The following is a 12737-nucleotide window of genomic DNA, read 5'->3' as shown; positions in this document are numbered from 1 at the left end:
AAATCAGGAGCGATTGATGAACAGTTTTAAATTTCACACACCCACGGATTCTTCAGTGCAGGGAAGAGCCATTCTGAATCAGGTTCAGGACAGTTATGGTTTTGTCCCCAATCTGTTTGCTTATATGGCTGAAGCGCCGGTTACGGTTGAAGCGTATCTCAGCCTGACACAGTTACTGGATAAACTCTCTCTGACACCTCAGCAGTCCCAGATTGTATTGCTGGCCATCAGTCAGGAAAACGGCTGTGGTTTTTGTATTGCAGCCCATCATGCAATCGGGAAAAGAAAAGGTGTGCCGGAGCAGACAGCCTCAGAGATGATTGCCGGGCGGGAAATCTCTGATCTGAAAACGCGGGCGCTGGTCCGGTTTGCACACCAGATGGTCGAAAAACGCGGCTGGCTGGATGAGCAGGATTTATCTGATTTTTTTGCCGCTGGTTTTGAGCAGAAACATGTGTTTGAAATCATTTTAATCGCGGCGATTAAAACCCTGTCTAACTACAGCAATCATTTAACCCGGCCGGAAATTAACCCGGAACTGATGGCAATGCTGAAACCCGGGAAATAACGATGCTGTTTGAATGTAAAGAGAATGGAGGTGATTATGCTTTATGATGTGCAGCACACCGGCCTGAATGTTCCGGCTTCACAGGCATTCAGCTATATAGCCGACCCGCAGAAGCTGCCGCAGTGGACCAACGCATTTGTCAGTGTCGATGAACATGGTCATGCCACATTAGTGACACCGGAAGGGCAGGTGGATATCCTGCTTGATGTGGTGTCCGATCCGGATACCGGTACCATTGACTGGATCATGCATTTTCCGGATGGCAGTACAGGGACGGCTTATTCCCGTGTTATCCGTTTAACGGCGGATACGTGTGCATACAGCTTTACCCTCACGCCGCCACCGGTTCAGCTTGAGCAGCTGGAAGGTGCGCTGGCTGCACAGTCAGAGATTCTGGCACAGGAACTGCTGCGGCTGAAAGCTCAGCTGGAAGACTGATTAAAACCGGCTCCGCAGGAATCGTATGGCCGGGCTTTTCCTCCCGGCTTATAGCAGATAGACTGGGAAAACACATCATCAGATGTGTTTTTCAGTGAAGAAACTATGAGCCGGGATCCATGAAAAAGAAAGAGCTTCTGACCGTCAGCCAGCTATCGAAACTGCGCAACGTTTCCATCGATACACTCCGTTATTATGACAAAATGGAGGTGTTTAAGCCTTTCTATGTTGACCCGAACTCCGGTTACCGTTACTACTCGATACTCCAGTATGAACAGTTAGGGACGATCATTGAACTGAGGAACATAGGGCTCTCCGTCGAAGACATCAAATATTACATGAATAACCGCAATACCTCTAAATCTCTCATGATTCTGAAAGATCAGCAGCATAAACTCGAAGATGAAATGGAACAGATTGCGGCCAAAGTCCGGGTGCTGCAAAGCCGTATTCTGGATATTGAACAGTTTCAGGAACAATATCAGACAGAAACGATTCTGGTGAAACAACTGCCAGCCCGCTGTTTTCAGAAATTTCCCCACCCTGTAAACATTGAAGATGCCCGCTCTTTTTCTTACAGCGTGTTATCACTGGAAAGCCAGTTAAATGAAACGCTGCCGTTGATTGCCAGTCAGCGGGTCGGGCATGTGATGGATTTAAGCCCGGTTCTCCCGGATGATTCAGAACCGCAGTATGACAATATCGCATCGCTCTGGAATGATGAAACAGCACTGTTCATCCTTAAAGAGTTCAAAGCACAGACCGGCATCCCGTCAGAGACGTATGACCAAATTGAGGCCGGTACTTATGTTTGTACTACCTACAGCGGCCTCAATAAGGATGCCGGTACCAAAGCGCTGTCAGAGATGCTCCGGTTCTGCCGGTCACAGGGCTTCACCATCGCTGATCGTCTGGCCTGGAGCATTATTCAAATCGATACGTCGATTACGAATCTCAAAGAAGAAGCGATTTATGAAATTCAGCTCCGGATTGAAGATGCTTTGCCTGAATAAAGCCCGGGTACGGATACAGTTTTCTCAACCGCAACCGCAGCTCCCTGACTGGTTTTCGCCAGTACGATGATATGCAGGGTTTCCGGTATCCCGTGGCTGGCTTTAAACAATGGCGCGAGGAGTGTTGTCACTTCCCACTGGTGTCCCTGCCGGAGTAATCTGACCTCATGACTGTTTATTGGATGACCGTTTATTTCATGACCATTGATAAAAAGACGGAGCACACAAGCCGGATCGCACTGACCTGTCAGCCTGAACCGGCGGCCTTCAAACAGACTGTCGCTGATGCTGAGCTGTACTGCTTTTGCTGGCCGCCGGGCCGGGACAATACAGCTGGCCGGATCATACTCAAACCGCTCTGCCGGCAGTGGTGGCGTCCGTGGTGCCGCTATACGGTGTTGCGTGCTTTGCTCATAATCATACGCACAACGGATTAATTCGTTATCACTGTAACCCGGCCCCATCAATGTCAGGTTGACCGGCATTTTCGTATCTTCCATCATCCCCATGCACACGGAAACACTGGGAATGCCCAGATGGCGCATCATATGGTTGGTGTTGGAGAAGAAATTGCCGTTTTGCCATGCATGATCATAAGCTGTTTCATTGGTGTCTGCGTTTGCCTGTCCGATATCGCAGTTTGCCGGAAATGCCAGCAGATCCAGATTCTGTGTTTTCAGCCACTGCTCAAACTGTACTTCCCGGATGTGATTCAGAGCGACTAAGGCTTCAGAAAAACCGGGCAGAGATTCCGGTGGCTGATATCCCTGCCGGATCACAGCTATATTTTCCCGGTAACGTGCATTTTCGTGGCCGCGGCGTTCATCCACCGACCCAACCGGATTAGGGAAGACCGTGTCCGGGTCGATATCCGCCCAGCCGGGATAGTTTTCATCACCGACATAACGGAGAAATGCTTCAATGGCATTCGGTGCCAGATGATTCCACTCCTGTTCCATCCATCCGGGCGGGAGCAGACCCTGCTCCACAAAAGGCTGCAGGTGAATCGGATCCTGATGATATTGCTCCATCAGCGGGAAGCCGGTTTCCACGACTTCAGCCCCGAGTGCACGCAGATCCGCAGCTGCCCGTTGCCATAGAGCCTGAATTGAAGGGCGGATTGGAACCGGGTCATGTTCCGCTTTGCCGGTGTACATTTTGGGCACACCAATCCGCTTTCCCCGCAGAGCTCCACGCTGTGTCAGCGCAGAAAAATCCTTTGGCCTGCACGCTGAGCTTTCGGGTAATGTCACCACTTTCTGATCCCGCCAGAAGTCACATGTGGTGATTGGGTCATCACGCATAATGACATCCAGCACCGCAGTGAGATCCGCAACTGTCCTTGTATGCGGCACGACGACATCTCTCACCGGGAAAAGAGGCCAGTTGCCGCGGACAGAGAGTACGCCCCACGAAGGCGTATACGCGACCAGGCCATTATTCGATGCCGGCGAGCGGCCGGAAGAGACGGTTTCTTCCGCCATTCCGAAAACGGCAAAATTAGCGGCGGTCGATGTGCCGGAGCCATTTGAAGAGCCGGAAAACCATGCGGCCGGGAGATAGTCGCCGTTGTAAGGGCTTTCAGCCCGGCCGTATAAGCCGCGCTGCATTCCGCCCGCAGCCATCGGTGGCATATTGGTTTTTCCGATCAGAATGCCGCCAGCGGCCCTGAGCGCTGCGACCACAAAAGAGTCTTCTCTGGCGGTCAGCCCTGCCAGTGCAGGTGAGCCATTGGCGACCGTCATCCCTTTTACCATGTAACTGTCTTTGACGGTAAACGGGATACCGTGAATTGGTCCGAGCAGTGTTCCCTGCCGGCGAAGTTCATCCATCGCCTGTGCCTGTTTCAACGCATCCGCATTGATTAACGGGATGGAATTCAGCCTCAGGCCATGATGATCGTAATAATCGATCCGGTTAAGATAGAGTGTTGTTAACTCAACACTGGTGATGACGCCGTTTGACAGTGCTTCCTGCAGTTCTTCAATCGTAGCTTCTTCCAGTTGAAATGTTTTTTGCATACGGACTCCGGCTTAATTAAATGGTCTCAGCAGATCGAAGCAGTGGCTGGGTACTGCAGCGGAATGAACCACCAAACGAACGGCTGACTGTAAAATCAATGGTTTCGACATGTGTTCCGAAGCCGGCCAGTGCATTGCCAATATCTTCGAACACGGGATCAATGACATAGGTTTCTTCATTCAGGGGCAGGCCATTGGCCGCAAGGCGGGCACAATCGGCTTCGGTGATGTTAATCCGGTCCCAGTCTTTGAGAATCTCCGGCAGACCATGAAGAAGTGCGGATTCACATACAATCATCAGCCCGTTTTTCACCAGACTTAAGGCACAGTCAAGGTGCAGGATTGTCTCTTTCAACGGAACCAGTTCAACGGTATAGCCGTGAGGGGCGAGCAGCTTTTCCAGCCAGTTTTTACCCGAAGTGCCAGATGCCAGACCGGATGAGCCAACCAGAATGTGTTTGCCAAGTACCAGAATGTCTCCGCCTTCCAGATAAGGCCCGGCTGCGGCAGTTTGACCTGATGAGGCATAAAGCTCCGGTTGTGGCACAGCCAGATAGTGACAGTCGCCCGGCATGACGGCCTGTTGCACCACACTTCTCACCGGCAGCACTTCATGGCGGCGGTGCGCAAAACGCATGGCGCCTTCAATGACGAAAGAACCGATCGTAAAAATTGGATCCCGGACAAAAAAATTACTATAACCCTGCTGTTTCATGGCCTGTTTTTCTGCCGGAAACAGTTGTCTGGGTTTTAACACTTCAATCCCGTAGCGTTGTAGTAACTGAGAGAAATTTTCCCGTTCTGCAAGCCAGCAATTGTGCCGTTCCGGGTAGAGCGTACAGTGATCACCACCGGTTCTTATCCCGAACAGGGCCTGAGACTCCGGCGGGAGAAAGGCCAGTTCATCGTCCGGAAGCGGTGCTTCGGGAAAGCCAAATTCGCTTTCGGCGAGAATGACCCGTCTGAGTGGTGCAAATTCGCTTTCCACATAAATGGTATCTGAAGAAGACATATTTATTTCCTGTGATACAGAGGTTTACAATTTATCGGCGGACTCTAAAGCGGCGTAGTCAGCTTTCTCCGGCCGGAATTGAACGTACATAAAACCGGCCAGTAACCAGACAAGCCCGAGAATCACCGCATCTTTTCCCAGAGCCAGCAGAATAGTGAAACTGATGGCAACCCCGCTCCAGGGTAAGAGGGCGTTCTTTATCCAATGCGTTTGTTGTTGCCGGACGAAAAAATGGCGGAAGACTGAAAAGTTGATCACGATCAGGCTGAATATCACGCCGAAACTAATCAGGTGAGTGGCAAATGTCAGGCTGATAAACAGGGCAGATAAGCCGATGCTTCCAATGATCACAAGGTTGATGACCGGCGTCCGGAATCGTGGGGATAAGTAACCAAAAATAGCAGCGGGCAAAACATTTTCTTTTCCCATGGCATACAGAATACGTGCAGCACAGCTGCCTGAAGCGATAGCCGATGCTGTGGTTCCCATGATAGTCAGCACAATAAACAGACTTTGCAGCAGGTTGCCTCCGGCTTTGAACATTATCTGCATGGCAGCCGCATCAGGGTCGGCAATGGCGGTTGAATCAGGAATAATCAGCTGCATAAAATAAGAGCTGATTACAAACAGGACACCACCGGTGAAGACAATACTAAAGATGGCTTTGGGAATAATTTTCTGTGGATTTACCGTTTCTTCAGCCAGGGTTGTGATGGCATCAAAGCCGAGAAATGAAAAGAAAAGAATCGGAATACAGGTGAATAAACTTCCCCATGACACATGTTCATCATAAAAAGGGGTTGTAGATATCAGGCTGGTGAAACCATGTTGATCGATCAGGGTATGGGTTGAAAAAGCACAAAATACAATCATGAACAGAATCTGGAACACCGTGATACATGTGTTGTAATTTGCGGCGATTTTTATACCTGAAATATTGATGATAGTGATGGCAATTAAAAAAACAATAATGAATACGGAATCAGATATACCCGGAAAATAGGCGTGCATAAATATACCGAAAAGTAATGCACTGATCATCGGGCTTAAAATATAATCGAGTAATATTGCCCAGCCGATAATAAATCCGGCTTTCCCGCCAAGAATATTTTTAATATAAATATAACAGGAGCCAGATGACGGAAATTGTTTTGCCAGGCGTGCATAAGACAGCGCTGAAAACAGCACACATATTAGTGTTATGCCATATCCGCTGGCAATCATACCGCCACTACTCATGACGGCGATACCGTAAGTGGCAAACACAGTTGCTGGTGCCATAAATGACAGACCGAATAAAATAACATCCCTGAGAGAGAGCACTCTCTTATATGAAGAAGAGTCATCCATAACTTTATTCCTTTTATTGCCAGATGAATTGAATAAAGCTCTTTCTAAACTGTGGAGTGGCTCCAGAGTCAAAGGAATAATTTATTTTATTGCCATAAAAGTGAAAAAAATAATTATCTGCACCAATTGGGTTTGATTGCACTATCTGTTTAACCAGGTCGGTGCAAAAAAGGATGCGGTATAGACGCCACTTCTTTGCTTGTGGGGACTGCTTGTGGGGACAGACACTGAGGGATCCCCACAAAATTATTCTCTAATCACCTGAGACTCAGTGACTTTTTCTCGTAATATGAGGATGGCTAAATGCCAGTCATCGAGAGAGAGATCTGCGTTGCCATGACGATAAAAATGAAGACCTAATGTCACATGACTAAGCACTCTCCGATCTTTGACTGTGTTGGCTTGATAGTGTCTATGAAGCCCTTGTTCTTCCATCATAATACCAAATAATATCAGTATGTTATGCGCTAGTGTTCCAATCAAAACGATCACACTCAGACGCGAGTGACTCTTTGTTCGGTGCTGTTCCATCCCCATACCAAACTGACTGGATTTATGGTCTCTGAACGCTTCTTCTATCTGCATTCTCTGATGGTAAATTTGAACAATCTGAGCGGGTGACTTTTTTGATAAATTTAATGAGGCTGCAAGGAGCCACGGCTCCCTGGCCCGACGGGCATTCTTCTTACTGTAGTTTGACTGCTTTCTTTTTCCACCAGCGGTTTTGGCGATCCGGCCTTTGGGTCGTTCTTTATATAAAACCAGCTGAAGCGGATAAGGGGATGTTCCTCCCATGAACCAGTTTTTCAGCCCACGAGCGGATGAGGTTGCACAAGGATACAGGGTTTTACAAAGCTGCATCGTCTTGCCATCCGGACTCAGGCAAATCCGTCCACGAATACGACCGACAAAGTCCCATCCTAAAGCCTGAACGCTCTTGAACCACGGACGTTTGAAGCCGGCATCAGTTACAATGATGGGGCAAGTATTTTTGGGCAAAAGGAGCTTGAGCGTTTTCAGAAAAAGGTCATGAGTCGCTGGTTTCTCTTTCGTCTCCAGTGGATGAACTTCTTCATAGAGTGTGAGTGCCCGTCCCTGAAAAGAGATGGACGCCCGGATAAGGAAAAGGGTTTTACTCAGGTTTAAGTCAGACCAGTCAACATGGATGGTTGGTCGTGAATTTTTGGAAACAATGAGTGTGCAAATTCGCTGATAAATCAAGGGGATTTGAGCCCAAAGGTGTGGATTGGAACAGAGTCGGTCAGCCCGTTTAATATTATGTTTTTGATGGGCTTTTGACTGAATCCCCCGCCCCATAGAAGTCACGGTCAAGGCGTTCCCAGACATGGCACTTTGTACGCAGGCAGTGAGTGATTGAGTACGGGTTTGATGCCCCCCTTGAGAGACAGAAGTAACAAATTGAGATATGATTTGGTCGACATTCATGGCTGTGGTCTGGTTTGTTGTGGTGACAATTAAGATCACAAAAAGCCATGAATGTTCCTGCCAACCTGATTTATTTGAACATTTTTTTAAAATTTGTGGGGATACCTCAGGGACAGACGCCACTTCTTTACTTGTGGGGACTGCTTGTGGGGACAGACATGCGGATTTGGAAAATCCATCACAACACTGATAAATCAATGAGTTACTAAATGGGAAAGTTTCGTTTCGGGCGTATTGGGTCGCAGCGAAATAAAAATCAGCCCGTCAATATCAGTGGTCGTGATCTTGAATCAATGGTGTAAGTGAATGGTTATTGAATTTTCGGCATAAAAAAACCACACGGGGATGCGGTTTTTTTTTGGGTGAAGTGGTGTGATGAACAATTGGGCTAAAAGACGTTTTCAATGGCTTTTAGGTTTTGTTATGGGCTTTTTGTCAGTTAATATATGGGGCTCAGAAAGACGTTAAGATCAGTCGGTGTAAATCTAAGTGAACTTAAAGTAAAAGGAATCTATACAATTTTTAATCTCGGAGAAATAAATCAAACTTCATGAAAACCTTCCATACTCAAATTAAGTGGGTTTGTTGATGTTTTCCATTCCATTTCTGATTTTTGACTACCTAAAACATTGTGTGTGGTAGGATGAAGTAAGTCTGGCTGAGCAATGTATTTGTACGTGTCTTTACCCGGAGATTTATCAATAGGAACAGGTTCATCGAGTTTTATATATTTTTCAGCCTGTTCGAAAGCTTCAAAGGCCTTTTTCTCATCATTCCACATAGGTAAATTTTGAGCTTTCATTTTGGCAAAATCCTTTTTTCTTTCATCGATTAGTTCAAGAATACTCCATGGTCGATTTTGAATCAGGATTTTACGATCAAAGTTTAATTCTGGTGTTTCACTCTTTAGCGCAACTTCTTTTTCCCAGTCTGTTTCACGTTTCTTTTCAATAGCTTGTTGAGCAATTTCTATTGAAAATCCCATGTCTTCAAGACTTTTGATGTCTTCCTGATCTTGTTCTCTTCTTTTGGAAAGCCATTCAACCTTGTACTCTTCCATATTGGTATCCTGTAGACTAGTCTTATGAAAATATTCTTCAATAAGGGTTTTCATAGCACCCGTCAATTTTTGGGCTTCTTCAAGTTGGTACCAAAATGGATCACGCTCTTTCTCTTCTCCTGTTGTATTTTTCGTTTCTGTCGGTCCCTTATATCCACTAACTATATTGTGTCTCCCTTCTGCATGAATTAATCGTGCAAATTTTGTAATGAAGTTAGGTCTGTGGCTGGGCATAGCAGACCAGCAAGAACGCAAATCAATTTCCCCCCTATGCTCTTTGTTCCAGCCCTTTGCTTTTAATTCCTGAAGTAAAATCTCAGGAGTCATGATAGGAAGGTCAGCTGTATCAGGTCTGTGGCTCTTTCCTAATTTTCTCTTGGCTTTTTCAAGACTATCATCATATTCTTTGTCCCAAGCCATATTGGGTTCTTTAGTTGTAGTCAATCGTTCTCCATGTCCAAGAATAACTAATGTTTCATCGCGTTTAAGATTTGATAAAATAGCTTTTCCTATTGTTGTAACGGAAGAAGTTTTATGAACTAAACTTTTTATAGTACTTGCGGCTCCAGCTATTGTTGAATCTTCAGGGTCAAGAGATATTATTAGCCTTTGAACTACTGGTGCTAAACTATTCTTTTGAAGTGTTGGTTCTTCCTCTTCTAGACTAATATTTCCTATTTTTTGCAAAGCCTTATCTCCCATCACATCAGCCTCTTTCTCCAAACCTGCATCATCATTAACATTCACCTTGCCTTTCATCTGCATAGTAGGTTTTACTCTACCTTGCTTCTGCTGCACCACATGCCAGGCTTCATGAGGCAAATGTTTCTCTTGTCCAGATGCTAAATGAATATCTGTACCTTGTGCGTAAGCGTGAGCATTCAATTGAGCAGGCTTATCTGAGTTGTAATGAACCATCACATAATCCATAGAATACCCAGAAAGATTTTCAATTCCAGATTTTAAATTATCAGGTAAGCCTGTATTGTTTTTTTTCTTTTGGATTGGCTTCTTTTGTTGAGCAGAATAGCTGTTAACCATAGCTTGCAACTGATATGCTTGTTTTACCTGCGGACTATTATTAGTCATCTCTTTCAGTTTCCTTTGCGTAATAGCTCCAGAACGATTATCCACAAACCCAAAACTTTGCTTCGCACCACTTTTCTTCTGAGCAACAGAATTAGCAACCTCCCTATTTTTATTCTCTTTCGGCTTCTCAACTTGTTCATACATATCTCAAACCTTTTTAATTTTTCTTAGTGGTTGTTATAGGCTTTCCTAATTGCCTATAACAACCCAATAAACGGACAATGACCCATTAACACCCAATCCGGCTGTTATTAATCCACCAGTGAACGTAATCAAACTGAAATCACTTGAATCAAAAGACGCACAGCTTAAGACACTGTGAATATCTATTGATTGTAGACAGGTGAAGAGAATTGTTCCTGGTATAACTTGTAAAGATTGATGCATATTCGCCAGGTTTAATTTCACCGCCTCACTTAAATGACTGGGTGCAATGTGTGAATGTCGCATCGTTGTGGTGATTTCGCTGTCGTATTTGCGGTATTTGCGGGGACAGACACTTGTGTCGCATCTTCGCATCTGGAGAGTATAAGGACAGATGTCTGTCCCGCCTCAGCCCTGCGATACCTCTCAGGTATCGCTCCGGCCATATAAAGTATTTCCCAAATAATCTTATTGCTCTTACTTTCATATAGAAAGTGGTGAAAAGCCCACGATGAATCAGGGAGTCAACAGAGTGAATGTAATTCAGATTGATAAAACGCGGTGTAGTGGTTGCAAGTCCTGCTACCGGGCCTGCTGGGTGGATGTGATTCGCTGGGATGAAGAGAATGACTGTCCTTTGATCGCTTATCCGGAAGATTGTGTGGAATGTGGGGTGTGTGAACTCAGCTGTTTTCCTCAGGCCATTCAGGTCATTCCGTCATTTGACCGCGACTGGCCGGATATTTATCAGTCCCGTTATCTGACTCAGTCCGCCTTTGAGACCGGGGAGGTGCAGTGATGGCTGCAATTGCTTCAGACGACAACATTTATCAAACCGGAATACTGGTGGTTGGGGCGGGCTCTGCCGGGCTGACGGCGGCACTGGCCGCCAAAGATGCGCATCCGGATCTGGATGTACTGGCAGTTGATAAAGCCTTTCCCGGTTTCGGTGGCAAAGCCAATAAAGGCGGCGGTCATTGCGCGTTTATTCCTGAAGGCGGCGAAGAAGACTATGTCGAATATCAGGTGCGTAATCTGGGCGATTATCTCAGTGAACAGCACCTGCTGCGTGACTATGCCAATGCTACGCGGCAGGTGATTAACCGGATGATGGCTTACGGGGTTCAGTTTTACGGCCGGAAAGCGCCTTTCAGTGGCCATCCGGTGATTCCGTGGAAAGTGATGACCGTTGATCTCGACTTTATGCAGCGGCTTGCCAGAAGGGCAAAGGCCGCCGGGGTGAAGTTTCTGGAAAAAGTTTCGATTGTCGACTTGCTGACCAACGGTAACCGGGTGGTTGGTGCGATAGGGTTTAGCCTGCTGACCGGCGAAACGATTCTCATCAAAGCGAAAGCCGTGATTCTGGCGAATGGTAATCAGAACTGGCGGATTATGCGGATGTGGGCCAGCGGCCGGGGGGATGGTATTGCTGCGGCATACCGGGCCGGGGCGAAAATGCGTAATGCTGAATTTGGCTCATTCGTCGGGATGACCAGTGTGGATCATGGCCACATGGCGTATGGCGCGGAAGATGCTTTGTATAACGCCAAAGGCGAAAGTATTTCTGAATTTGCCCGGCCGTTTTTGAAAGATAACCCGAATCTGGGCACGCTGGGTGGTATTGACCTGGGGGGAAATCATGCGCTGTTGATGCACTGGGAAGTGCAGAAAGGGAACGGTCCGATTTATCAGGACAGTCGCGAAAATGGTTTTGTTGTGTCTGCTGCGGGCAGAAATCTGGCACCGGAGGTGGGGCAGGCCGATGATGAGTGGTATCGCCCGGTGGCACACAAATTCTGGCATGGACTGTATCAGAAAAAAATACAGGGTTACCGCGACAGCAATGTGATGAAAGAAATTGTGCCGGGTTTTATCGGTGAATGCAGCCCGGTGTATGTCGGACGGGACATGGCAACCAGTATGAAAGGTTTGTACGCCGCCGGTGATATTTGTGCCTGCGGTAATGCGGCGACCGGCGCTGTACCAACGCCACCGGGACGCAACCGGGGTACCGGTCTAATGTGGTCGTGGTTTATGGGACTGAGGGCTGGTGAATCCGCCGCTGAGTTCGCAGCAGCAACGCCCCGGCATGGTGACATTGATTACCTTCAGGCCGGTGATCTGAAAGCCCGTTTTATGGCTCCGCTTGCAAGGACAGACGGTATTAAACCTGACGAGATTTTAAAACCATTGCAACATGTAATGAGTGCGATTGATCTGTCAGCGTGGAAGCATGAAAGCCGGATGAAACGCGCACTGGCTGAGGTACTGGCCCTGAAAGAAAAACTGCCGGAAATGAAGGTCACCGATGCACATTATCTGGCAGCTGCCAATGAAGTGACCAGCATGGTGTTGTGTTCAGAAATGTTCTTCCGGGCGGCGCTGGCGAGAAAAGAGAGCCGCGGCTGGTTTATCCGTGAAGATTATCCGGAGCGGGATGATCAGGCATTCTGTAAATGGGTGGTGTTACAGGCTCAGTCTGGTGAGATGTCGGTGAGTTTTGAAGATTTGCCGTTGCAGACGTATCGTTATCATCCGCAAGCAGAGATCAGCCGGAGTCCGGACAGTGTGTTGATACCGGCAGAGGCGGATTAGC

Annotated in this window: 10 protein-coding genes; 5 read left to right on the top strand and 5 right to left on the bottom strand. The window is 47.2% G+C overall.

The genetic code is table 11. The features are described 5' to 3' along the window. The first annotated feature begins 16 nt into the window (after window positions 1-16). The 3 genes from OC443_RS12975 (at window position 17) to OC443_RS12965 (ending at window position 2019) form a co-directional block, all read left to right on the top strand. A complete protein-coding gene (locus OC443_RS12975) occupies window positions 17-568 on the top strand; it encodes a carboxymuconolactone decarboxylase family protein (protein ID WP_073586203.1) in 552 nt (183 codons plus the stop codon). Between the two features lie 36 nt (window positions 569-604). Beyond that, the gene (locus OC443_RS12970) at window positions 605-1006 is read left to right on the top strand and encodes an SRPBCC family protein (protein ID WP_073586243.1); all 402 of its coding nucleotides are present in this window, start codon (window positions 605-607) and stop codon (window positions 1004-1006) included. Window positions 1007-1125: 119 nt separating this feature from the next. Beyond that, window positions 1126-2019, top strand: a complete 894-nt coding sequence (locus OC443_RS12965) for a MerR family transcriptional regulator (protein WP_073586202.1) — start codon at window positions 1126-1128, stop codon at window positions 2017-2019. Here the strand turns inward: OC443_RS12965 and OC443_RS12960 are convergent. The 5 genes from OC443_RS12960 to OC443_RS12940 all read right to left on the bottom strand — a co-directional run bounded on the left by OC443_RS12960 (window position 1986) and on the right by OC443_RS12940 (window position 10141). Further along, window positions 1986-4040, bottom strand: coding sequence for an amidase (locus tag OC443_RS12960; RefSeq protein ID WP_073586201.1), 2055 nt, complete (start codon window positions 4038-4040; stop codon window positions 1986-1988). The two genes, OC443_RS12965 and OC443_RS12960, sit on opposite strands and share 34 nt — an antisense overlap. 16 nt (window positions 4041-4056) lie before the next feature. Next, a complete protein-coding gene (locus OC443_RS12955; protein ID WP_073586200.1) occupies window positions 4057-5052 on the bottom strand; it encodes a dimethylarginine dimethylaminohydrolase family protein in 996 nt (331 codons plus the stop codon). Between the two features lie 24 nt (window positions 5053-5076). Beyond that, a complete protein-coding gene (locus tag OC443_RS12950) occupies window positions 5077-6402 on the bottom strand; it encodes an APC family permease (RefSeq protein WP_073586199.1) in 1326 nt (441 codons plus the stop codon). 246 nt (window positions 6403-6648) lie between these two features. Continuing rightward, complete coding sequence (locus tag OC443_RS12945; protein ID WP_143169471.1) at window positions 6649-7887, bottom strand: IS4 family transposase; 1239 nt, start codon at window positions 7885-7887, stop codon at window positions 6649-6651. 502 nt (window positions 7888-8389) lie between these two features. Further along, complete coding sequence (locus OC443_RS12940; protein WP_083601857.1) at window positions 8390-10141, bottom strand: eCIS core domain-containing protein; 1752 nt, start codon at window positions 10139-10141, stop codon at window positions 8390-8392. A gap of 532 nt (window positions 10142-10673) precedes the next feature. Here OC443_RS12940 and OC443_RS12935 point away from each other — a divergent pair. After that, the gene (locus OC443_RS12935; protein WP_073586689.1) at window positions 10674-10940 is read left to right on the top strand and encodes a 4Fe-4S dicluster domain-containing protein; all 267 of its coding nucleotides are present in this window, start codon (window positions 10674-10676) and stop codon (window positions 10938-10940) included. Then, on the top strand, window positions 10940-12736 hold the full coding sequence (locus OC443_RS12930) for an FAD-dependent oxidoreductase (RefSeq protein WP_073586687.1): 1797 nt from the start codon (window positions 10940-10942) through the stop codon (window positions 12734-12736). The genes OC443_RS12935 and OC443_RS12930 overlap by 1 nt, the downstream gene beginning before the upstream one ends. The last annotated feature ends 1 nt before the right edge of the window (window position 12737 follow it).

It is taken from the genome of Vibrio quintilis (genome assembly GCF_024529975.1).
Classification (GTDB): Bacteria; Pseudomonadota; Gammaproteobacteria; order Enterobacterales; family Vibrionaceae; genus Vibrio; species Vibrio quintilis.
The sequence above is the reverse complement of the archived record's forward strand: the minus strand, read 5'-3'. Positions and strand labels throughout refer to the sequence as shown.

Excerpts from the sequence above, each read along its gene's own strand:
- OC443_RS12940 (WP_083601857.1), bottom strand. The coding sequence starts at position 10,141 with ATGTATGAACAAGTTGAGAAGCCGAAAGAGAATAAAAATAGGGAGGTT.
- OC443_RS12950 (WP_073586199.1), bottom strand. The coding sequence starts at position 6,402 with ATGGATGACTCTTCTTCATATAAGAGAGTGCTCTCTCTCAGGGATGTT.
- OC443_RS12930 (WP_073586687.1), top strand. The coding sequence starts at position 10,940 with ATGGCTGCAATTGCTTCAGACGACAACATTTATCAAACCGGAATACTG.
- OC443_RS12960 (WP_073586201.1), bottom strand. The coding sequence starts at position 4,040 with ATGCAAAAAACATTTCAACTGGAAGAAGCTACGATTGAAGAACTGCAG.
- OC443_RS12965 (WP_073586202.1), top strand. The coding sequence starts at position 1,126 with ATGAAAAAGAAAGAGCTTCTGACCGTCAGCCAGCTATCGAAACTGCGC.
- OC443_RS12955 (WP_073586200.1), bottom strand. The coding sequence starts at position 5,052 with ATGTCTTCTTCAGATACCATTTATGTGGAAAGCGAATTTGCACCACTC.
- OC443_RS12970 (WP_073586243.1), top strand. The coding sequence starts at position 605 with ATGCTTTATGATGTGCAGCACACCGGCCTGAATGTTCCGGCTTCACAG.
- OC443_RS12975 (WP_073586203.1), top strand. The coding sequence starts at position 17 with ATGAACAGTTTTAAATTTCACACACCCACGGATTCTTCAGTGCAGGGA.